At 34.7% G+C, this 23,917-nt stretch carries 22 protein-coding genes; 13 read left to right on the forward strand and 9 right to left on the reverse strand.

The window, feature by feature from the left end:
* Positions 1–106 precede the first annotated feature (106 nt).
* Both AB9K26_RS07700 and AB9K26_RS07705 read right to left on the reverse strand, forming a co-directional pair.
* Positions 107–718, reverse strand: coding sequence for an OmpW family protein (locus AB9K26_RS07700; RefSeq protein WP_369971974.1), 612 nt, complete (start codon positions 716–718; stop codon positions 107–109).
* Positions 719–941: 223 nt separating this feature from the next.
* Positions 942–1,550, reverse strand: coding sequence for an OmpW family protein (locus AB9K26_RS07705; protein ID WP_369971975.1), 609 nt, complete (start codon positions 1,548–1,550; stop codon positions 942–944).
* A 365-nt stretch (positions 1,551–1,915) separates the two neighbouring features.
* Between AB9K26_RS07705 and deoC the strand changes: the two genes are divergently transcribed.
* From deoC to AB9K26_RS07730, 5 genes are all read left to right on the forward strand, one after another.
* Entirely contained in the window at positions 1,916–2,572 is a 657-nt protein-coding gene (gene deoC / locus AB9K26_RS07710; protein ID WP_369971976.1) for a deoxyribose-phosphate aldolase, read from the forward strand.
* Between the two features lie 31 nt (positions 2,573–2,603).
* Positions 2,604–3,302: a purine-nucleoside phosphorylase gene (deoD, locus tag AB9K26_RS07715; protein WP_369971977.1), complete on the forward strand. Its 699-nt coding sequence runs from the start codon at positions 2,604–2,606 to the stop codon at positions 3,300–3,302.
* 71 nt (positions 3,303–3,373) lie between these two features.
* Positions 3,374–3,880: a histidine phosphatase family protein gene (locus AB9K26_RS07720; RefSeq protein WP_369971978.1), complete on the forward strand. Its 507-nt coding sequence runs from the start codon at positions 3,374–3,376 to the stop codon at positions 3,878–3,880.
* A gap of 26 nt (positions 3,881–3,906) precedes the next feature.
* A complete protein-coding gene (gene smpB / locus AB9K26_RS07725; RefSeq protein ID WP_369971979.1) occupies positions 3,907–4,365 on the forward strand; it encodes an SsrA-binding protein SmpB in 459 nt (152 codons plus the stop codon).
* A gap of 62 nt (positions 4,366–4,427) precedes the next feature.
* Positions 4,428–6,896 carry a DUF5686 and carboxypeptidase regulatory-like domain-containing protein gene (locus AB9K26_RS07730; protein ID WP_369971980.1) on the forward strand — a complete coding sequence of 823 codons (2,469 nt, stop codon included), beginning with the start codon at positions 4,428–4,430 and terminating at the stop codon, positions 6,894–6,896.
* On the opposite strand, the gene AB9K26_RS07735 is transcribed toward AB9K26_RS07730, so the two are convergent.
* On the reverse strand, positions 6,893–7,534 hold the full coding sequence (locus AB9K26_RS07735) for a protein-L-isoaspartate(D-aspartate) O-methyltransferase (protein WP_369971981.1): 642 nt from the start codon (positions 7,532–7,534) through the stop codon (positions 6,893–6,895). The two genes, AB9K26_RS07730 and AB9K26_RS07735, sit on opposite strands and share 4 nt — an antisense overlap.
* A gap of 155 nt (positions 7,535–7,689) precedes the next feature.
* On the opposite strand from AB9K26_RS07735, the gene AB9K26_RS07740 reads away from it, so the two are divergent.
* From AB9K26_RS07740 to miaA, 8 genes are read left to right on the forward strand one after another with little or no spacing between them, the layout of a single operon-like run.
* Positions 7,690–8,649 (forward strand): Gfo/Idh/MocA family protein, encoded by a 960-nt coding sequence (locus AB9K26_RS07740; protein ID WP_369971982.1) that lies wholly within the window; start codon positions 7,690–7,692, stop codon positions 8,647–8,649.
* A gap of 22 nt (positions 8,650–8,671) precedes the next feature.
* Entirely contained in the window at positions 8,672–9,559 is an 888-nt protein-coding gene (locus AB9K26_RS07745) for a 3-hydroxyacyl-CoA dehydrogenase family protein (RefSeq protein ID WP_369971983.1), read from the forward strand.
* A 38-nt stretch (positions 9,560–9,597) separates the two neighbouring features.
* Positions 9,598–10,836: a DUF1015 domain-containing protein gene (locus AB9K26_RS07750; protein WP_369971984.1), complete on the forward strand. Its 1,239-nt coding sequence runs from the start codon at positions 9,598–9,600 to the stop codon at positions 10,834–10,836.
* A complete protein-coding gene (locus AB9K26_RS07755; protein WP_369971985.1) occupies positions 10,833–11,504 on the forward strand; it encodes a YggS family pyridoxal phosphate-dependent enzyme in 672 nt (223 codons plus the stop codon). The genes AB9K26_RS07750 and AB9K26_RS07755 overlap by 4 nt, the downstream gene beginning before the upstream one ends.
* 36 nt (positions 11,505–11,540) lie before the next feature.
* Complete coding sequence (locus tag AB9K26_RS07760) at positions 11,541–12,911, forward strand: exonuclease domain-containing protein (protein WP_369972211.1); 1,371 nt, start codon at positions 11,541–11,543, stop codon at positions 12,909–12,911.
* Entirely contained in the window at positions 12,911–14,875 is a 1,965-nt protein-coding gene (locus AB9K26_RS07765; RefSeq protein ID WP_369971986.1) for a DUF3857 domain-containing protein, read from the forward strand. The genes AB9K26_RS07760 and AB9K26_RS07765 overlap by 1 nt, the downstream gene beginning before the upstream one ends.
* A gap of 43 nt (positions 14,876–14,918) precedes the next feature.
* Entirely contained in the window at positions 14,919–15,773 is an 855-nt protein-coding gene (locus AB9K26_RS07770; RefSeq protein ID WP_369972212.1) for an ion transporter, read from the forward strand.
* Positions 15,724–16,686 carry a tRNA (adenosine(37)-N6)-dimethylallyltransferase MiaA gene (miaA, locus tag AB9K26_RS07775; RefSeq protein WP_369971987.1) on the forward strand — a complete coding sequence of 321 codons (963 nt, stop codon included), beginning with the start codon at positions 15,724–15,726 and terminating at the stop codon, positions 16,684–16,686. Before AB9K26_RS07770 ends, miaA begins: the two co-directional genes overlap by 50 nt.
* Positions 16,687–16,717: 31 nt before the next feature.
* On the opposite strand, the gene AB9K26_RS07780 is transcribed toward miaA, so the two are convergent.
* The 6 genes from AB9K26_RS07780 to AB9K26_RS07805 form a co-directional block, all read right to left on the reverse strand.
* Entirely contained in the window at positions 16,718–17,431 is a 714-nt protein-coding gene (locus AB9K26_RS07780; protein WP_369971988.1) for a response regulator transcription factor, read from the reverse strand.
* Between the two features lie 3 nt (positions 17,432–17,434).
* Positions 17,435–19,006, reverse strand: a complete 1,572-nt coding sequence (locus tag AB9K26_RS07785; protein WP_369971989.1) for a sensor histidine kinase — start codon at positions 19,004–19,006, stop codon at positions 17,435–17,437.
* A gap of 63 nt (positions 19,007–19,069) precedes the next feature.
* The gene (coaE, locus tag AB9K26_RS07790) at positions 19,070–19,669 is read right to left on the reverse strand and encodes a dephospho-CoA kinase (protein WP_369971990.1); all 600 of its coding nucleotides are present in this window, start codon (positions 19,667–19,669) and stop codon (positions 19,070–19,072) included.
* Positions 19,666–20,640, reverse strand: a complete 975-nt coding sequence (locus AB9K26_RS07795; protein ID WP_369971991.1) for a CdaR family protein — start codon at positions 20,638–20,640, stop codon at positions 19,666–19,668. The genes coaE and AB9K26_RS07795 overlap by 4 nt, the downstream gene beginning before the upstream one ends.
* Positions 20,630–21,643, reverse strand: a complete 1,014-nt coding sequence (locus tag AB9K26_RS07800) for a glycosyltransferase family 2 protein (RefSeq protein WP_369971992.1) — start codon at positions 21,641–21,643, stop codon at positions 20,630–20,632. Before AB9K26_RS07800 ends, AB9K26_RS07795 begins: the two co-directional genes overlap by 11 nt.
* Positions 21,644–21,716: 73 nt before the next feature.
* Complete coding sequence (locus tag AB9K26_RS07805; RefSeq protein ID WP_369971993.1) at positions 21,717–23,897, reverse strand: T9SS type A sorting domain-containing protein; 2,181 nt, start codon at positions 23,895–23,897, stop codon at positions 21,717–21,719.
* Positions 23,898–23,917 lie beyond the last annotated feature (20 nt).

A 23,917-nucleotide genomic window follows, 5' to 3' on the forward strand; every position in this document is an offset into this window, starting at 1 on the left:
AAAAGCAATATGTGTTCTAAAAAAAACATGTGTTGCTTTTCTGTTTTTAAGCATAAAAAAAGACCACATCAAATGTGGTCTTCAATATCTTTTGCTAGAATACTATTTAGAATTTCATCCCAACTCCAAATCCTAAAATCAATGGATCAACATTTACTTCTGAGGAATTATCAGAATCGTTGTTTCCAGTAACTTCAGTCTTTAAATACATTTTTCTGAAGTCTAGGTTGATAAACCATTTATCACTGATTTTATAATCAATTCCTGCTTGAAGCACATAACCAACTTGGTTTTTGTACTCAATGCTATCTAAATCTCCAGGATCTTCATTGAAAAATGAGGTATAATTGATTCCTGCTCCAATGTATGGCTTAAAGTTATTGGCATAAAAATGATGCTGAAGAGCAAGTGTTGGTGACAATAATGAAATGCTTCCAAGATTTGAACCGCCTTCAACTTCCACATCATGAGTAGACATTGATACAGTTAAATCGGCTGACATTTTTTTACTTAAGAAATAAGAAAGACCAATCTCTGGAGCAACCGTTTCAGATATGTTTACCTCAACATTACTAATACTTCTATAAAAATATGGTGCAGGAGCAACATAAACAGCCCTAACACGTGCTTGCCATTCATACTCAGCCTTAACAACTTGAGCCTGTCCATCTACAGCAAATAAGCTTACTAAAAGCACAAAAAGGAAAACTTTTTTCATAATTAATATTTTATTTTGATTACAATATATGTGATTTAAATTTTAATACAAATATTGATCGTATAAAACATAAAAAAAAATAAATTTTAAGGTTTAACTCAAAAAATGCATTAAACCGTGGATAACATGCATATTTTTAAATAAAAACCAATAGCACAAAAATAGATAACCATAAAAAAAGCCTCAAAAATGAGGCTTTTTATGAGTATTCAAATTCCTTCAACTAAAACTTCATTCCAACACCCAAGCCTATAATTAAAGGATCAATATTAACTTCTGCTTCAGCTGTTTTATTTACTGTAACATCAGTTTTCAAAAATAATTTCTTAATATCCAAATTCAAGAACCATTTGTCGTTAAGATCATAGTCTAAACCTGCTTGCAAAGAAAATCCAATGGCACTGTCGTATTCGATATCATCTAAATCACCTGCGTCTGCACCGTAAAAGATGGTATAGTTCACACCAGCTCCAACATAAGGCTTGAAACCATCAGCATAAAAATGATATTGTAAATTAAGTGTTGGCGGCAATAACCATACATGCCCTAAATCGGCGCCATTTTCAATCTCAACATTGTGCTTGGCCGTACCTAAAATCAATTCGGCAGCTAAGTTTTTATTAAAAAAGTAAGTGAAATCCAATTCAGGTACAAAAGCAGTAGAAATATCAACATCAGCACCATCAATGTCATCATCTGGAGAAGGTACAATAGATATAATTCTAAATCGGGCTTGCCATTTGCTGAAATCGTCAGATTGCGTATCATCTTGGGCTTGAACATTAAATATTGCCAAACCAAATAAAATTAATCCTAAGAATAGTTTTTTCATAATAAATGTATTTAATATTTATTACAAAAATATAGTTGAAATAGTCCGTAAAGACTGACAAAAGTCATTGTTTGGTAATAATGTTTTTTAGGATTTTCAAGCAATCAATACCCTAGTTTTTTAGAAGAAACTTTAGGCTATAACCAACCAATTGTGTTTTAAGGCTTTAAGATGTATTGAGCTACTAATTTTATCATAAAATCGATTAAGTGCACAATAAAATATAAGTTTTAACATTAGTATTTATAGATAAATATTAACTTTGAAGCGCTATTAATTCCAACTCACATTTTAATATTAATTAATTATCCAAGTAATCCCTCTACTTGAATAGTTATATTGTTTAAACCTACTAACACAAAATAATGGAGTTAAATAGATATATTGACCACACTCTACTAAAGCCTACAGCTACCGAACGAGATATCATAGACCTTTGTAATGATGCAAAAAAGTATAAGTTTTTTTCAGTTTGTATCAATAGCTGTTATATCCCATTAGCAAAACAACTTCTAAAAGGTTCTTCTGTTAAAATATGTACAGTTGTCGGGTTTCCTTTAGGAGCCACTGCTACAGAAACCAAAGTATTCGAAGCCCAACAAGCTATTGAAGCTGGTGCTCAAGAAATCGATATGGTAATCAATATCGGCTTTTTAAAGAGTAAAAATTACCTTGAAGTCTTTAAAGATATTAGCGATGTTAAATTAGCCATCGGAAAAACTACTTTAAAAGTTATTCTTGAAATTAGTGAACTTTCTAAAAACGATATTGTAAAAGCCTGTGAAATCTGTTTGGATGCGAAAGCCGATTTTGTAAAAACCTCAACTGGTTTTTCAAAAAGTGGCGCTACATTAACAGCCGTAAAAATCATGAAAAAGACGGTTAAGGATCAAGCTAAAATTAAAGCTTCTGGAGGAATAGGTGATTTTGAAACAGCCCAAAAGTATATTGATATTGGTGTTGACCGCATAGGAACTTCCAAAGGTGTCAATATTGTAAACGAACAATTATCTGAAGCCTAATTTTATCGTCTTTTTTTTCTATCTTTAGACCATGAGCGTTCACATCGAAGCCAAAAAAGGCGACATAGCAGAAACCATCCTATTGCCAGGTGATCCCTTACGTGCTAAATGGATAGCTGAAACATTTTTTGACAATCCTAAATGTTTCAATAAAGTTAGAGGTATGCTTGGTTATACTGGAACCTATAAAGGTAACCCTATTTCAGTAATGGGAACAGGAATGGGTGTTCCGAGCATCTCAATTTACACGCACGAATTGATTGTTGACTATGGTGTTAAAAATCTTATTCGTGTTGGAAGTGCTGGCTCCTACCACAAAGATGTTGAACTACGCGATATCGTCATTGCCATGGCTGCCTCATCAAACTCCGGTATTAATAGCTCAAGGTTTGAAGGTGCTTATTATGCGCCAACTGCAGATTTTGAATTGTTCATAAAAGCTGTGGAAATTGCTAAAAACAAAAACATTCCAATAAAAGCAGGCAACGTCCTTTCTTCTGATGAATTTTATGAAGACAGTATAGACTCTTACAAAAAATGGTCCCAATTTGGTGTGCTATGTGTCGAGATGGAAGCTGCTGGATTATATACCATAGCAGCAAAGCACAATGTAAGAGCTCTTGCCATACTTACCATTTCTGATTCCTTGGTTACAGGCGAGCACACCTCCAGTAAAGAAAGGGAAACCACATTTAAAAACATGATAGAGATTGCCTTAGAATTGGCATAAACTGAACTTTAACAACATTTTGGCAGTCTAAAAAGAAGTGGTTTCTATTTTTACCAAAACAACCTTTTATCATGAAACCACTATTACTCTTAGCTATTGTTTTTAGCACATTTTTTTCAGTGTCTGCACAAGAATCACAAACTGATGCAACAACGTATTATTTTATTCGCCATGCCGAAAAGGATACAAGTGATAAAAGCAATAGGAATCCAAATCTTACTGAAACTGGAAAAGCCAGAGCTGAAAAATGGAATACGGTTTTTAAAACGGTTGATTTTGATCTTGTCTATTCCACAAACTACAACAGAACGCTTCAAACAGCCCAACCTACTGCCACTGGGCAAGAATTAGAGATAGAAATTTACGATCCAAGACAACTGAACCCAAAAGATTTTGTTGAGAACACCAAAGGCAAAACAGTTTTGGTTGTGGGCCATGGCAATACCACGCCTATGTTCGTAAACGCAATACTTGGAGAAAGCAAATATCAAAACATGGCTGAATCAGACAATAGCAGTCTTTTTATCGTGACTGTTGTTGGTGAGTACAAAACAGATCAAGTTCTAACGATTGATTAAATCTTAAAATAATTACCTTTGACTTTATGCAAAAACCAATTAACATAAAGAACAAAAAAGCAAAATTTGAATATGAGATTCTCGATAAATTCGTTGCTGGAATTGTCCTTACTGGAACCGAAATCAAATCGATTAGAGATAGTAAGGCTTCCATTGCTGAAAGTTTTTGTGAATTTAACAAAGACGGTGAATTGTTTGTCATCAATATGACCATTCAAGAATATATTCATGGCAACTATTACAACCACAAGCCTAAGGCAGAACGAAAACTTCTTTTGAACAAACGCGAATTGAAAAAACTTGAAAAACAGGTCAATATCAAAGGAAATTCTATCATTCCGCTTCGATTGTTCATCAATGATAAAGGTTTGGCTAAATTGGAAATTGCTCTCGGAAAAGGTAAAAAACTATATGATAAAAGAGAAACTATAAAAGATAGAGACAATAAACGAAATCTTGATCGTATCCAAAAAGTTTACAGATAATTCAACTTACAGGCAACCCTTTTCAAATCCCAAACGTCTAGATATAAAATACCAATTAGTTTATGAGATTAACACTACTTACCTTTTTTACATTCTTTAGTTTTTTATTTGGTTATAGTCAAATCAAAGGAACCGTTGTCGATTCTAAAGACCAACCATTAGCGTTTGTCAATGTTTATATTGAAAACACCTACAAAGGTACCACAACAAATGAGGATGGTATCTATGAACTCAACATCTCAAAGCCGAATACCTATACTGTTGTATTTCAATATTTAGGCTATAAAACAGTCAAGAAAACGATTTCAATAGATTCATTTCCCTTCACTCTTGATACAGTTCTAGAAGATGAAGAAATTACCCTGAATGAAGTAGTTATCAATTCTGAGGAAAATCCTGCAAATGCTATTATTAGAAAAGCTATTGAAAAACGTAAGGAAAACCTCGAGAAAATTCGAAGCTATAAGGCTGATTTCTATTCACGTGGCTTGATTCGTATCAAGGATGCGCCAGAGAAAATATTAGGCCAGGAAATAGGAGATCTTGGTGGTGGACTTGATTCAACCAGAAGTGGTGTCATCTATTTATCTGAAACCATCTCGAAACTAGAGTTTCTGAGACCGGACAATCTCAAAGAAAATATCATCGCTTCAAAGGTAAGTGGTGATGATAACGGATTTAGTTTCAATACAGCTTTAGATGTCGAATTTGACCTGTATCACAAAACCATAGAACTTGGTAATCAAATCATTTCACCAATTGCGAATAATGCCTTTGGATATTATCGTTACCAACTGGAAGGCGTGTTTTATGATGACAAAGCGCATTTAATCAACAAGATAAAAGTGACTCCAAAACGTGAAAACGATCCTGTATTCGAAGGTTTCATATATATTGTTGAAGACCAATGGACCATCTATGCAGCAGAATTGGACGTTACTGGAATCCAAGCCAAATTACCTGCCGTTGATAAAATCAGAGTAACCCAAAACTATTCGTTTTCGGAAGAGAATAAATTATGGACAAAAATTTCACAAAATATCGATTTTAAATACGGATTGTTTGGTTTTAATGGCGATGGTCGATTTACAGCTGTATACAGTAATTATGACATCAATCTAGGTTTGACCAAAAAAGATTTTACCAAGGAAATTGTTTCCTTTGAAAGAGAAGCCAACAAAAAAGATTCTGTCTTTTGGAGTTCTATCCGACCTGTTCCTTTAACCGACGAGGAAATTAAAGATTACATCAAAAAAGACAGCATCCAAGTTGTAAGGGATTCCAAAACCTATAAAGATTCAATTGATAGTGTTAATAACAAATTTAAACTAGGTAACATCATAAGTGGTTACACCTACTCTAACACCTATGAAAACTGGAGAGCTGGATTTTCTTCTCCACTAGAAGCTGTAGCTTTTAACACTGTGCAAGGTTGGAATGGTAACATTGGAGGGTTTTTTATGAAAAATTTTGATGAGTACCGACGCTTTTTGCGTATTAATGGAAACGCAAATTATGGGTTTAGCGATGATCGCTTACGCGGTACACTTTCGGCCACATATAAATTCAACGATATAAGTCGGCCTTTTTTGTCCATTGCTGGTGGTGTTGAAACCCGCCAATTTAATAGTTCACAGCCTATTTCAAGACTAGAAAATACTGTGAGCTCCTTATTTTTTGAGGATAATTATATGAAACTTTACGACCGAAGTTTTGTGGAAGCTAGTTATTCCGAAGAAATTTTCAACGGACTTCGATTGTTTTCTACCCTTAGTTATGAAAGGCGAAAAGCTTTATTTAATACCACAGATCAGGTGGCTTTCCCTGAAGGTGATGATGTTTATACAAGTAACAATCCAATCGATGAAACCGCTTATGGTATAGCACCTTTTGAAACCCACAACATAGTTAAATTAAATGTGTTGGCAAGAATTAATTTCGGACAAAAATATTTGAGCTATCCTGATAGCAAATTCAATATGAACAATAGTGATTATCCAACATTGGTATTAGGCTATGAGAAAGGATTGGCTTCCAATATTGACGATTACAACTTTGATCAAATCAAAGCACGATTATACCAATCGTTTACCGTTTCCAATAAAGGTCGATTGAGCTATAATATTAGAGCTGGAAAATTTTTCAATGCCGACGATATCGCTTTTATGGATTTCCAACATTTTAATGGAAATCAAACGCATTTCAGCAGACGAGGAAATTACACAGACGTGTTTAATAATCTTGGCTATTATGACCTAAGCACTAATGATTCCTATCTTGAAATTCATGCTGAACACGACTTCAATGGATTTATCTTAAGTCGCGTGCCATTATTGAAAAAATTAAATTTCAATTTGGTGGTTGGTGCCCATTCCTTAGCCACAGCCAATCGAAAACCTTATCAAGAGTTTACGGTTGGATTGGATAATATTGGTTGGGGAAAATGGCGTTTTTTAAGAGTTGATTACGTACGTTCGTACCAAAGTGGTTTTATAAGTGATGCCATCGTTTTCGGACTCAAATTCTTCTAATTTCTATCTTCCAATAAAGGTACAAATCGGAACTCACCATACTCGTGCTGTTCAAATTCTTTAGGTCCTTTACGAATAAATAAAGTCATGACTTGAACCTCTTCACCAACAGGAATCACAAGTCGACCACCAATGCGTAATTGACTTAATAATGGTTTTGGAACAAATGGTGCACCAGCAGTCACAATCACACCATCAAAAGGCGCCTCATCTTCCAAACCGATGTAGCCATCGCCAAAAATGAGCTTTTTAGCCCTATATCCTAGTCTTGGCAAAAATTTACTAGTTTTTTTATACAGTTCGTGTTGACGTTCTATGCTATACACTTTTGCACCAAGCTCACAAAGTACAGCGGTTTGATAACCACTACCTGTACCTATTTCTAAAATTTTATGACCAGGTTGCACTTGTAATAATTCCGTTTGAAAGGCAACAGTAAAAGGTTGTGAAATAGTTTGGTCTGCAGCAATTGGAAACGCTTTATCTTGATAGGCATGATCTAAAAAACCAGAGTCCATAAACAAGTGTCTTGGTATGATACCAATGGCTTCAAGAACCTTTTTATCAGTAATTCCCTTAGCTTTTATAGTAGCTACTAGCTTTTGACGAAGTCCTTTATGTTTAAATGTATCTTTCAAAATTCCGGTTTTTCATTGTAAAAATAAACCAAAGAAAGCGATGCTGAAAATTAAATTTTAGAGATTTATCAACCTATTAAAAACTGCATTGATTTAATGCATAAATCTCATAAAATTACTTTTAAAAATCTTATTTTTGTTGAAAACGCAAAACGATGTTAAAAGCAGGAGTACTTGGTGCTGGTCATCTTGGAAAGATACATTTAAGGTTGTTGAATCAATCTGAAAAATATGAACTGGTTGGTTTTTATGATGCCGACCCTGTCAATGCCAAAAAGGTAGTTGACGAGTTTGGTTACAAGTATTTTGAAAACATTGAAGACTTAATCGATGCTGTCGATATGGTCGATATTGTCACACCTACACTCTCTCATTACGAGTGTGCCAAAAAAGCTATTGCTAAAGGGAAACATATTTTTATTGAAAAGCCCATTACTAATACAGTTGAGGAGGCCGAACACATAAGAGAGCTTTTGGCTCAACATGATATTCGAGGTCAGGTTGGTCATGTAGAGCGTTTCAATCCAGCATTTATTGCTGTAAGGGAACAGATTAACAATCCGATGTTTATTGAAACCCATCGATTAGCCGAATTTAATCCTAGAGGAACCGATGTTCCTGTGGTTTTGGATTTGATGATTCATGACATTGACATCATTCTAAGTGTGGTACAATCTAAAGTAAAGCATATATCTGCCAGTGGTGTTTCCGTTATTAGTGACACACCAGATATTGCAAATGCTCGAATAGAATTCGAAAATGGATGTGTTGCCAATTTAACAGCTAGTCGGATTTCCCTTAAAAACATGCGCAAAACGCGATTTTTCCAAAAAGACGCTTACATCTCTGTCGACTTTCTAGAAAAAAAATGTGAAGTGGTCAAAATGAAAGATGCACCAGAGCAACCAGGCGATTTTGATATGATTCTTCAAAATGCAGAAGGGATCAAAAAGCAAATCTACTTCGACAATCCAAATATTTCCAACAACAATGCCATTTTAGACGAATTGGAAACCTTTGCGGAAGCTATCAACAACAACACAACACCTATTGTAACACTTCAAGATGGTACAGAAGCCTTACGTGTTGCAAACATGATTATAAACCAATTTTAAAAGAATAAACCAAAATACAGATATGAAAAATGTAGCAGTTATTGGAGCTGGAACTATGGGAAATGGAATTGCCCATACGTTTGCCCAATCCGGATTTAAAGTTCAACTCATAGATATTAGCGAAGCCTCATTAAAACGTGGCATGGCAACCATTGAAAAAAACTTGGATAGAATGGTTGCTAAGGAAAAGATTTCCGAAGAGGATAAACAACAGACTTTAAATAATATTTCAACCTTTACCAACTTAACAGAAGGTGTTGAATATGCCAGTTTGGTTGTTGAAGCTGCTACAGAAAACATCAATCTCAAACTAGATATCTTCAAACAACTTGACGAGGCTTGTCCTGAAGATACCATTCTCGCTACCAATACCTCATCTATTTCTATTACTCAAATTGCAGCGGTCACATCTCGACCAGAAATGGTCATCGGAATGCACTTTATGAATCCAGTACCAATTATGAAATTGGTAGAGATCATTCGTGGATACAATACTAGCGATGAAGTTACTGAAACGATTATGGAACTGTCCAAAACATTAGGTAAGATTCCTACTGAAGTAAATGATTATCCTGGTTTTGTTGCTAATAGAATCTTAATGCCAATGATCAACGAATCTATCGAAACCTTATACAATGGTGTTGCAGGTGTTGAAGAAATTGATACCGTCATGAAATTAGGCATGGCACATCCAATGGGTCCATTGCAACTGGCTGATTTTATCGGATTGGATGTATGCTTATCCATTTTAAACGTGATGTACGATGGATTCAAAAATCCAAAATATGCGCCTTGTCCACTTTTGGTTAATATGGTTCGTGCTGGAAAATTAGGTGTGAAGTCTGGAGAAGGATTTTATGATTATTCAGAAAGTAGAAAAGCTGAAAAAGTATCTAAGCAATTTGCCTAAAAACAATTATTTAGCACCTTTAAAAGTTATTACTTTTTATGGCTAAAGTCATTCCATTTAAAGCGGTCAGACCTACAAGAGCCATTGTTGGCTTAGTCGCTTCACGACCTTATCAGAGCTATACCGTTTATGAACGTGAATCTAGAATGGATTACAACCCGTTTAGTTTTCTTCACATTGTAAATCCTGGATATAAATATGATCAAGTCATTACTGGAGAAGATCGTTATAAATTGGTAAAAAACAGATACTTGGAATTTAAAGAAGATGGCATTTTCATTCAAGATAACAAGCCCTCTTTTTATGTCTATAAAATTGTAAATCGTCACGGACAAGAATTTAATGGCATCATTGCCGCTACAAGTGCTGAGGATTATGTAAATGATGTCATCAAAAAACACGAAGACACCATAACCGTTCGGGAAAAAACATTTAAAACCTATTTACAAACCGTTGGTTTTAATGCTGAACCTGTCCTCCTTACCTATCCTGATAATTCCGTTTTATCTGAAATTATCAAAAACACCCAAAAAGGTCATGCCGAATTTGAATTTACAATGACCTATAGAGATACTCATTACCTCTGGAAAATTGACGATGCTGATACTTTAGCGACCATTCAAAATGAATTCGAACAAATGAAAACCATCTATATTGCAGATGGTCACCACAGATCGGCTTCTTCTGGTTTGCTTTACCTCGATGAAAAAGCCAACAATCCGAATCATAAAGGGACAGAAAATTACAACTATTTCATGTCGTATCTTATACCTGAATCTGATTTAGTGATCCATGAATTCAATCGACTGATAAAAGACTTAAATGGTTTAAGTAAAGAGGAATTTCTAATTAAACTTGATGAATTGTATCGCATAGAAAATCGCGGTGACATACCATACAGTCCTTCAAAAGAGCATCATTTCAGTATGTATTTGGATGGTGAATTTTATTCATTATATTTAAGAAAGGCTCGCTATGAATTTCATACAGCTTTAGACCGCTTGGATGCCCAATTATTATATAAAACCGTTTTACAGCCTATTTTAGGAATACAGGATTTAAGAAATGACAACCGAATTGAATATGTGAATGGTCGTCACGAAATGATCACTATTAAAAGCAGTGTCGACAGTGGTGAGTTTGAAGTTGGTTTTGGCATGTGTCCTGCTACTGTAGAACAAATGAAACAAATTGCCGATGAAGGCTTAAAAATGCCTCCTAAAAGCACTTACATTCTTCCTAAATTACGCAGTGGAATTACGATTTACGAATTATGACAGACATCAAACATAATCTCAAAACCATTTTATCATCCATACCAGAGCATGTTACCTTAGTTGCAGTTTCAAAAACAAAACCTGTTCCAGAGCTTATGGAAGCTTATAAAGCTGGACAACGCGTATTTGGTGAAAACAAGATCCAGGAAATGGTTGAGAAATATGAACAGATGCCTAAAGATGTGCAATGGCACATGATTGGACATGTACAAAGTAATAAGGTCAAATATATGGCTGAGTTTGTAAGTTTGATTCATGGTGTGGATAAGCTAAAACTTCTTAAAGAAATTGATAAGCAAGCCAAAAAACATGAGCGCATCATTGATTGTCTTTTACAAATTAAAATTGCTGAAGAAGACAGTAAATTTGGAATGTCAGCCAAGGATGCCAAAACGTTGATCACATCTTCAGAATTATCTGGATTAAAAAATGTATGTATTACAGGTGTGATGGGAATGGCGACATTTACGGAAGACAATCAACAAATTGAACAAGAGTTCAAACGCTTAAAACATATTTTCGATGAGCTTAAAGTCTATTCTTCCGATAATTGTAAGCTAAAAACCATTTCAATGGGCATGAGTGGCGATTATCAAATTGCAATTGCCTGTGGCAGTACCATGATTCGTGTTGGAAGTAGTATATTTGGAGCTAGAAATTACGGCTAAAATAGCAGCTCAATGTTAAACCGATAAAACACGATTATTTACGCAATATTAGACATAGAAACTACTGGTGGCAAGTACAATGAAGAAGGCATTACAGAAATTGCCATATATAAGTTTGATGGCCATAAAGTAGTTGATAAGTTTATCAGTCTAGTAAATCCAGAGCGGGAAATCCAGCCTTTTGTAGTAAATCTTACTGGCATCAATAGCAACATGTTGAAATCGGCTCCCAAATTTTATGAAATTGCCAAACGTGTTGTTGAAATTACAGAGGATTGTATCATTGTTGCACATAATGCCGATTTCGACTATAGAATCCTTCGAACTGAATTTAAACGTCTAGGGTTCGGATTTAAAAGACAAACACTTTGTACTGTTGAGCTTTCACAAAAACTAATTCCTAATCAGTCGTCTTATAGTTTAGGAAAACTGACAAGATCGTTGGGAATTCCAGTTACCGACAGACATCGTGCCAATGGTGATGCTATGGCTACGGTCAAGTTGTTCAAAATGCTTTTGAGCAAAGACTTAGACAAAAATATTATTAAGGACAATGTAAAAAAAGCGGTTTCCGAAAAGCGTTTACATCCAAATCATAAATCGATTATAGAAGGTTTACCTGCGGAAACTGGTGTCTATTATATTCATGATAATACAGGTCGGATCATCTATATTGGAAAAAGTAAAAATATCAAACACAGAATCAATCAGCACCTTACAGACTCCAATCCTAAATCTAAAAAAATCCAGCTTCAAGTCGCTTCGGTGACCTATGAGAAAACTGGTAGTGAACTTATAGCTTTACTCAAGGAAAGTGAAGAGATCAAACGCAATAAGCCAATGCATAATAGGGCTTTAAAGCGGAATATTTTTACACATGCGCTATACAGTTTCATTGATGATTCAGGATATCTCAATCTAAAGATTGATAAAGCTAAAAACGGACACAAGCCTATCACAACATTCGGGAATATACAATCGGCAAAAAGCTTTTTAAACAATGTTCTTGAAAACTATGAACTCTGTCAGAAACTAACTGGTCTCTACCCTTCTGAAAGTAATTGTTTCAACTATACCATAAAACAATGCCATGGTGCATGTATTTCAAAAGAACCTTCAGACATCTACAATAAACGTGTAGAGCAACTAATACATAATTATAGCTACGAAAACCAAAACATGATTATTGTTGATAGAGGTCGTGATATTGATGAACGCAGTTTGGTATATATTGAAAACGGTCAGTTTAAAGGTTTAGGCTTTTTTGATCTGAACTATCAAATCACCAATCAAGAAGTGCTTCAGTCTATTATTACACCAATGCAAAACAATAGAGATACACAACATATTATTCAAAGTTACATCAGACGTAGCAAGCACGTTAAAATCATAAAGCTTCCTAATTAATGAAACATCTATTCTATTTGGTTTTTTCTTTTATATTCATTTCGAGCCTTTATGCCCAAAATGGATTTAATTCTGAAAGCCTTCTGGTAACCCAATCCGAACTGAAACAAAACATCTATCCAAAAGATAGCACAGCAAATGCGCTTGTTATATATGAAACAGGACATAGCAATGTTGGTAAAGATGATTTTAAACTCCATTTTGAATTGCATCGCAAACTAAAAATCCTTAACAAAGAAGGATTTGATCATGCTACAGAAGAAATATGGTTATATAAAAACGATAAGGGCAGAAAAGAAATCGTAGAAAACATTAGCGCTACAGTTTATAATTTAAATGGTGACGTTATTGAAAAAACGGAGCTTTCTGAAGATGATATCATTGAAGAAAAATACAATGATAATTACACCATCGTCAAGTTTACATTTCCTAATGTCAAGGAAGGAAGCATCGTAAAGTATAGCTATAATTTTATTTCACCTTTTATGTACAAATATAAAAGCTGGAATTTTCAAGCTGATATACCAAAATTATACAGCGAATACAATACCAGTATTCCTGGAAATTGGTCTTATCATGTAAAACTAGTTGGTGGACGAAAACTTTCTGAATCAAAATCGCATCTTGAAGAAAGGTGCTTACGAGTTTCTAATGGTTCGGCAAACTGTATGGTTAGCAAATATGTTATGAAAGACATTCCTGCCTTTACAAACGAAAGTTTTATGACTGCCAAAACCAATTATTTGGCTAGAATCGAATACGAATTAAAAACACTGAGAGGATTTGATGGTTCAATCGATCATATCACGAAATCATGGAGCGATACCGATCAAGAGGTTAGACGAGAAACCGATTTTGGAAGAATGATTAGAAAAACCAGTACTGCCAAAAACCTAATTGAAGAAGAATCATTAGCTGGAAAAAGTGATTTAGATAAAACAAAATTCATTTATGATTTTGTGAGAGAACATTATAATTGGAATGGCAAATATGATCTTTTCAATGAGGTGTCTCTTAGAAACCCAATAAATGACAAAAGTGGTAGTGCCAGCGAAATCAATATGCTCTTGTACAACATTTTGGTATCTTATGACATTGATGCTAAACCTCTGTTGATTTCAACAAGAGAACATGGCTTTGCCACGAGGCTTTACCCAGTTTTATCTGATTTCAATTACACTCTAGTGCATGTTAGTATTGGTGGAGAGAACTATATTCTAGATGCAAACGATAAATACTTGAGTTTTGGCCAAATTCCGTTTCAATGCCTAAACCAATTCGGGAGGCGATTTAATTATAAAAGTGGAAGTTCTTGGTATGATTTTGAGCCTAGTCAAATAAGTTCTATGAGTTATCGTGGTGAGCTCTTTTTAGATGAATCAGCACAATTAAATGGACACTTGGAATTGCTAGCTTCAGACTATAAAGCCTATTTCTTTAAGAAAAGATACTTTAGTGATTCTGAAAACTTTATCAACAATTTAGTCAATAGTAAAGGTATTGTCTCCATTGATAATGTGAATTACAACGAAATGCAAAAAAGCGACGATAACGTCAAAATCAACTTTGATATTTCAGCTACACCAGAAATTATTGGTGATAAGCTGTATTTAAACCCTTATATCGTTGACTTCTTTCAAGAGAATCCATTTAATCTTCAGGAACGTAGCTATCCTGTAGATTTTGGTTATAAACAAAGTTATACCTATTTAGCTAAGATTAGTTTTGGTGAAAATTATTCCGTAGAGTCACTTCCTGAAACACAAAATATTAGTCTGCCAGAAAAGTCTGGTTTACTTACTGTAAATTACCAAGCCAGTGAAACTGATGTCACCATATATTTTAAATTAACGTTTAACAAAGCAATTTACGAGCCTGCTTTTTATCAATCTCTAAAGGAACTTATGAGTGTTGTGATTGATAAACAAAAGAACACCTTAATTGTATTTAGCAAAAAAGAATGATCTTTTTAGTACATTTGGTATTGTGAGCAATCAAAATGAAAATATAGGTTGGAGAGAAAAGCTTCATGAAATTATTTATGAAGCAGATACGCCTGCCGGAAAGTTATTTGATATCATTTTACTAATAGCAATTCTTGCCAGTATAGTATTAGTAATGCTAGAAAGTATCAATAGCTTTGATACTAAGTATCATACATTCCTAAATATTTCAGAATGGATTATTACCATTTTGTTTACTTTGGAGTACATTGCTCGAATCATTAGTGTTAAAAAGCCTATCAGGTATATTTTCAGCTTTTACGGCATCATTGATTTTTTATCAACCGTTCCTAAATACATTTCTTTGATTTTAGCTGGAACCCATGCGCTCATTGCATTAAGAGCACTTCGATTGTTACGTGTCTTCAGAATTTTAAAACTGGCGCGATATCTTGGTGCTTCAAACCACTTGGCTAATGCCATTAAAGCCAGTAGAGCAAAAATAGCTGTCTTCTTATTTGCTGTTCTAATTGCTTCAGTCATTTTTGGAACGATTATGTATATGGTTGAAGGCGAAGAAAATGGGTTCACAAACATTCCAAAAAGTGTCTATTGGTGTATTGTAACGCTTACCACTGTAGGATTTGGTGACATTGCTCCTGCCACACCTCTTGGTCAATTCATAGCTACTATCATAATGATTTTAGGTTATGGTATTATTGCTGTTCCAACTGGAATCGTTTCTGCTGAATATACCAAGGCAACCAATACAGATGACAATGGTTTATCTGACGAGGAAATTAACATATTGGAGGAGGTGCATCTCAATACCCAATGTTGTGCCAACTGCTTAGAAGAAACGCACAGAGATGGTGCCGAGTATTGTTTTAAATGTGGTTGCAAGTTACATCATGACTAAAACCCTTATTTCCATTATTGGTCCAACAGCAATTGGAAAAACGAACTTGAGCATTAAGCTTGCGCAACACTTTAATACCGAAATCATCTCGGCTGATTCCCGTCAGTTTTATAAGGAAATGCAAATAGGCACTGCTGCTCCAACATCTTCTGAATTGCATGCAGCGCCACACCATTTTATCCATCATAAATCGATTGAAGAAAACTATACAGTTGGTGATTTTGAAAAAGATGCCATTACAACATTAGAGCACTTATTTCAAAAGCATGATATTGTCATCATGGTTGGTGGTTCTGGACTGTATGTTGATGCTGTAACCAAAGGTCTTGACGATTTTCCTAAAGTAGATTCCAAAATTAGAGTACAGTTAAATACTATCTTAGAAACTGAAGGATTGGAAAGCCTTCAAGAACAACTTAAGAAATTAGATCCTGAATCTTATCGTACAATCGCTATCGATAATCCACATCGTGTCATTAGGGCTTTGGAAGTTAGTATAGGAAGTAAAAAGCCCTATTCTTCATTTTTAACTTCGAAAGAAAAACCAAGAGAGTTCGAGACCATTTCCATAGGCTTGACAGCAGATCGCAACATTATCTATGACCGAATCAATCAACGTGTTGATCTCATGGTTAAAGAAGGTTTGCTTGAGGAGGTCAAACAACTACTTCCAAAAAAACACTTGAATGCATTAAATACTGTAGGTTACAAAGAACTCTTCTCTTATCTGGAAGGAGAATGGACGCTTGATTTTGCTATTTCAGAAATCAAGAAAAACACGAGGCGATTTGCTAAGCGGCAACTAACATGGTTCAGAAAGAATGAAACAACGCTTTGGTTTGATTTCGAAACAGATGTAAGCTCAATTATTTCTAAAATAACTAACGAATTAAACGAAAAAAGCCAATCCTAAGATTGGCTTTAATATCATATTTTCGTAAGGCCTAAGCTTCCTTGTTATTCACAACCAAACGGAAACCTTCACCATGGATATTTAAAATTTCCACTTCTGGATCAAGCTTTAAGTATTTTCTCAGTTTGGCAATATAGACATCCATACTACGTGACGTAAAATAATTATCATCACGCCATATTTTAGTTAATGCTAATTCTCTTGGCATTAAATCGTTTTCATGGAGAGCCAACAAACGTAACAGTTCATTTTCTTTTGGAGATAATTTGATAGGGTCTTTTCCGTTAAATTTCAAAAAGCGCAATTTAGAATTCAAATCAAATTTACCAATCTTAAATTCAAACTGCTTGCTATCTGCAATTGAATCGGTAGCCTTACGTTGCATGATGGCTTTAATTTTCATCAACAGCACTTCACTGTCGAAAGGCTTATTAAGATAATCATCAGCACCAACTTTATAACCTTTTAGAACATCTTCCTTCATCGCTTTTGCGGTTAAGAAAATGATTGGCACATCTGTGTTTTTTTCCCGAATTTCCTTAGCTAAGGTAAATCCGTCTTTATATGGCATCATGACATCTAAAATACATAAGTCGAAATCATCTTTTTTAAACTTTTCAAAGCCTTCCATTCCATTTTTTGCATGAACAACATCATAGTCATTCATATTAAGGTAGTCTTTTAAAACTGTTCCGAAGTTTGGATCATCTTCTACTAAAAGTATTTTCTTGTTTTGTTCTTCCATAATTTATGATATTAATGGCAGCTTGATTGTAAACTCACTACCTTTTCCTTTTTCACTTTCTACTGATATATGACCTTGATGGTCATCAACTATTCTTTTAACATAGGCTAAACCAAGCCCATGACCTTTAACATTATGTACATTTCCTGTATGTTCTCGATAAAATTTTTCGAACACACGTTTTTGTACTTGTTTAGACATTCCATTACCTTGATCTACGATTTTCAGTAAAATATTATTACCTACATTCTCAGTGTACACATCAATTTTAGGAGCCTCATCACTATATTTTACGGCATTGTCTAAAATATTGACAATCACATTTGTAAAATGGGTGTCATTAGCCAAAACCGATGATTTCTCAGCCTCTAAATGCGTTTTAACATAACCCTTTCTATCTTCAACAATCAACTCGATATGCGTAATAGCATCTTCGATTAAGTCGTGAAGCTTCACTCGTTCCTTACTGATGTTAAGTTCGTTTTTCTCTAATTTTGAAATCCGAAGGACGTTTTCAACCTGCGCATGCATACGCTTGTTTTCGTCCTTAATCATTTGAAGGTAGCGCTTTAATTTTTCCTCATCTCCGCTTACCTTAGGATTCTTAATCGAATCCAAAGCTAAATTAATGGTTGCTATCGGTGTTTTGAATTCGTGTGTCATATTATTGATAAAATCAGTCTTGATTTGAGAAATCTGACGTTGTTTTATCAACTGATAAATGGCACTTGAATAGGCGATAACAATAACAGAAGTAAACAATATTGAAAGTGCGATCATTCCTAAAATAGACGATAGTAAGAACTTTCGTCTTTGAGGAAAATCTACATAAAGCATATAATCACTATTATTGTTGTTGTCTAAAAACACAGGAACTCCAATGGTTGAATCTGGATTTAAATCAAAATTTTCAGACTGTACTTTCGTTGAAAGATCGCGATCATAGATGGCAAATTCGAAATCGGTATTGATTCCATTATTATCTAACTGAAGTGCTAAAAGCGCTGAAACTTGATCTGCAGAAACCCTTTTATAAACAGGAATATTCTTAAAATAATCTCTAGTAATAGATTCAAATTGAGCTTTTTCCAGATACGTAAGATTACTGATATTTTTAATCGATTTTTGCAAGCTTACAGCTTTACTTCCATCAATAGTGGCGTTATCGTAGGTTTCAGTAATTCTGGTATTTCTAACACGACTTAAATTAAAACTGTCTAAACCAATGTCAAAGAACAATGATGGGACCTTAAAACTTTCCTCAGAGATGGAATTTCCATAAACTCTAGTTTCATTCGATAAATCATCTTGTTCGAGAATAAAAACCTGTCTGATTGTGGTTGAATCGGGATCCACACCACTCTCAATAAGATTTTGAAGTTTATTGGTGTACACTTCAAACTCTTTATCTTCAATTGCTCGAGAAACAGAACTCAAAGATCTTTTCACATTAAGTGTGAAATTCTTCTCTTCGTTTTTTAGAGTATTATTAATAAAAAACGCCTGTACAAAGATGATGCCTATGAGTGACAAACTCATCAAAACCACCAATAAAATGAATAGCTTTTTGCCCATCGCTCAAATTTAACATTTTAACATTTACATGTACTGCCCTTTAACCTTACATTAACACTAAAACTAATTGGGAGAACCACTGATAAATTCTAAAATAGACTTATGTATTTTAGCTACTTGATTTTCAAGAGTTTCTAAGTGATTGTTTACTATTACGAAATCAGATTGCTTTGCTTTTTCAGAATCACTCAGTTGATTTTTAATAATAGCTTTGACTTTTTCAGAATTACTTTTATCACGATTAACAACACGTTTGATACGTTCGTCTTCATCTGCAATCACCGTAATAATTAAGTCGTATTCAGATTGCATGTTTTGCTCAAATATTATCGCAGCTTCTTTAATCACATAAGGTGTTTCCTGCGTTTTTAACCAGCCCTTAAAATGGGCTCCGACTTCAGGATGAACAATAGCATTCATCTGATCTAGCAGATGCTTATCCTTAAAAATTTTGCTCGCTATATAAGCTCTATTCAACTCTTGGTTTTTATAGGCCTCTGTCCCAAACAACACAATAAGCTTTTGCTTAAGTTCTTCGGAATGATTCATTAAAAGCTTTGCTTCTTTATCTGCTATATAAACAGGAACACCATAACCCTTAAACAATTGTGATACTGTTGTTTTCCCGCTTCCAATTCCTCCTGTAAGACCTACTATAATCATTGTGTAATAATGTATTCTATTTTGTTTTGTTTCATCTTTATACGCTTGACCGTTTTGGGAAATTGAACAAGCTGTGGAACCAAAAATGATTGCTGACGAGACCTATCGTCCTGATAATCACAGAGTATCCTAAAGTCTGAAGGTTTGATAGACTTATAATTGTCTAGACTGACATCGTAAGTAACTCTAATGGTCTTAGGAAAATAGTTGATTTCTTGCTGTAATGGTAAGTTTTCAATTTCAACAGGGATGTCCATAGTTCCTTCTGTAAATTTTTCAACTTGAGCAGTGACAAGCACCTCGTTTTCAGACAACTTTAAGCTCGAACCTTGATCAGGCAGTATCAAGTTGACTTTGGATTCGATATTCTTTTTAACAGATTTCAACAATAGTTTTGATGTCTGTATTTGTTCAATAACTGCAATGTCATCTTCAGAACCTATAATATCTACTGAATCTGGTTCGATACGAATCCCTTCCAAAGAATCAAAACCTGAAGCATAAGTTATTTCAGATTGTAGTATAATTGGGACTTTCTTTACGGCCATAGTGCTAAAAGGAAATCTCATAGTATCTGGTTGAACCTGTTTGATTTCAAAATTTCTACCCAATCGAGTTTCTAATTTAGGAATGGCTTTTTCAGTGATCCATACGTAACTATTCCCATCAACATAAGTTTCTTTTACAAAATCCAGATCAACAGAAGTATCATAAAAATACAACGCCAATAAATTAAATCCGTAGGTAGCAACCGAAACCTCCAATTGTTTATTGCTATTATCTTCGGAAGTCAATAAACGGTTATCGGGAACATTGAAATGATTAATATTGAGGTACAAAGTTTCATTATACGATTTTGATAACTTGCTTAAAATCAAAATCAAAAACGAAAACAACAAAAACAGTCCAAAAACATTAAGCTTCTTGTTCTGCAGTGATTTTCTCCAAATTGACTTGATATCAGTTAACATCTTCAAAAAACAGATTAGGGAATCGTTTTTCAGGTTCCTTATTCAAAAATTTGATAGCAATGGTGGACTTTAAAAATCCATAGCCATAACCTAAAAATTGAATTCCTATTGCTAAGATAGACATTAAGGCTATAACAATTCGTTTTGTTTGAAGTAAAGCCATCAAAAAAGAGATGCCAAAATACAGCACATAAATAAACAAGAAATATGGAAAGCCATAAATTGCAAATACCAACGAAAAACAAAATCCCATTAAAAATAGTGTTGGCAACCAGTATATAAGCCTTTCGCTATGTGGATGCCAATGATTCAATATAGGTCTGACCAATCCAAATTTATAGACCTGCTTATAAAATTTAGACCATGAAATTCTTCTTTTGTGATATACAAATGCCGAAGGAAACAATTGAGTTTTAAATCCCAGGTTTAAAAGCCTCAACACAAGATCAGGATCTTCACCTGGATGAATATTTCCAAAACCATTAGACGCTTCAAATGCTACTTGGGAAAGTCCCATATTAAAACTTCTAGGCTGAAATTTTTGATCTTTAGATTTTCCTCCTCTTATACCTCCTGTGGTTAGTATTGAGGTCATTGAAAAATTAATGGCCTTTTGGAGATTTGAAAATGAAGGATGTGCTGCATCAGGACCTCCAAAACAATCAACAAAGTTCTTTTGAAGTTGATTATCAACATTTCTTAAATACTGAGGTGGTAGTATACAATCAGAGTCTAATATGATAAAATAGTTCCCTTTAGCATGTCGCATTCCATAATTTCTTGAAGGACCAGGACCTGAATTTTGCTTGTAGTAATAAGCGATGTTAAAATAATCTTGATACGAATCTACAATGGCTTTACAATCTGTAGTTGAACCATCTTCAACGATAACGATTTCAAAAGGACGATCAAACTCTAAGGTCGTAAAACTATGTAACAATTCCTGAACCTCATCAGGTCTATTAAATACAGGAATAATAAAGGAATAAGATAGTGTTTGCATGCTATACAAAAGTAAAGAAACAAAACAAAAAAGCCACCTATAAGGTGGCTTTTGAAAAGATATTTATAAGCTTTTATTGCTTAATAACTCTTACAGTTTCAGTTACATCGTTGATAGTAACTTTAACAAAGTAAGCACCTTGTCCTAAACTGTTCATATCAAGATTGGTTTCTAATGCTTTAGGAGCAGTTCTTAAAACTTCCTGTCCTAGCATGTTGTAAACCGAAATGTTTTGAATATTACTTTGAGCTTTCAATGTCAATTCATTTTTCACTGGGTTAGGGAAATATGTGAATGCATTTTCATTCTCAAAAGAAACTGTTGATAACGTAGAGTTATGCGCAGAAACTGAGAATGGCTCTTCCTCATCACCTAAGTATTCCCAAACTCTCACATAAATTGTTTCACCAGGCGTACGACCAGTTAAATTTAAGATAGAGAAGTTTCCTGTATCAGCACCATCATCATCACAATCGATAGACACTAAACTTCCACAAGTTCCAGAGAATGCTTCAATAACTGAATCAAACGCACCATTACTTGTAGCTGCATCTGGTCCTGTTTCAATAGTAATATTTCCATCACCTGGTACTACGACAGAATACCAAACACCTGGACCATCTAATCCACAACTAGCAGCTTCTGCATCAGCAGTAGCACTAACTACAGTTCCGTCAACTGGATTTGAACCGAAAGCAGCTCCTGGAGTTAAAGGTATTGCTCCAGAGCAATCATCGTTTGATGGTGGTGGTGGTGCATCTTCAGTAGTGAAACTCCACTCAGCACACGGTCCTACAGCTGGTGTAGACCCGTTATAAGGAACAACACTCCAATAGTAAGTTGTTTCGAAATCAAGATTGATTAAGTCAATAAAAGTATCTGTTGAACCTACAAATCCTAGAGATACAAGAGTTCCTGAAGCTGTTCCAAAGAAAAACTCATAATCTGTTGGCGCTGGTCCTGCTGAAGGAGCAGTCCAAGTCAATGTTAATTCACCGTTAGGAATCAATACACCTGTAGCCATATCTGCTGGTGAAATAGGAGCTTCAGCACAATTTGGTGCAGGTAGCGGACTATAAGAAGAAATACAAATGTCAACCATTGCAGTTGAACCTGTACCTTCTTGCCAGAAATATAAATAATATTGAGTGTTTGGAGATAATACTAAATCTACAGAAGGATCAATTCCTGCATTGTAACAAGCGATATCTACAGATCCACACATGTCATAAACAGCCATGTCAACAGCATCAGAAGCATTAACGGTTAAACCACCATTAGCATCTGTTGTAGCGGTAACCCATAATCCATAGTTATTGAACGTATCACAACTTGTAGAAATGTTACTTGGTGCTCCAGTAAAATCTAAAGTAATTGGTGTAGCAACACCACAATCTGCTTCTAAGGTAGCTACAAAAGCAGTACCACAAGATTCTCCTGCATCAGCTTGTGTCCAAGCAAAAGGACCAGCCCAAGAACTATTTCCATCGCCTCCACAATTTGCTCTTACATAAAATTCGTAATCCGTTCCAGCAGTCAATCCAGAAATTGAAGCGCTTTCAGCAGTTACACTTCCAGAGCCTATTTCTTCACTGTTTTCAACTGTGAAACCAGGTGCTCCATATTCGTAGTCAAAATCTGTTTCAGTTCCTGCAGCTACCCATCTTAGATCAGCTTCAGTTGGAGATGTAGCGAATACACTCAAACTTCCAGGAGTTAAACATGAAGGTGCATCGTCGATTACTAAATCATCGACAGTAATACCACGACCATAACCAGATGTTCCTTCAAAAGCAATATAGTAATCTGCAGAAGGGTTAGGTAAAACTAAGTTTACTTCTGTCCATACTGGATTTGTATCATTAAGGAACTCAGCTAAAAGCACCCATGCTCCAGCAGCAGAAGTCTTATAGTAAACTCTTAACACATCTTGGTCACCTCCCCAATCTTCTTGTGTGTAGTAAAAAGAAAGTACTTGAGATGGCAATGTTGAAAGGTCCATCGATGGTGTTACAAGTCTTGTTGCATCACTATTATAGTTGTTAGACCAAAATGCTGCCATACCTGCACCATTTCTAGGTGCAACAGTACCGTTTTGGTTTGTAGCAGTGAATTGCCAATCTACAGTAGCAGACACATATTCATTTGACCAACCAGCCGGTAAGGCTAATGCATCAAAATTTTCGCTTAAAACCTGAGCATTCAGACTAAAACAAAAAATCAAAGAAAATAATAAAAGAGTAATTTTTTTCATGTTAATTAAGTTGTTTGTTA

This window comes from Psychroserpens sp. XS_ASV72, assembly GCF_041224425.1.
Classification (GTDB): domain Bacteria; phylum Bacteroidota; class Bacteroidia; order Flavobacteriales; family Flavobacteriaceae; genus Psychroserpens.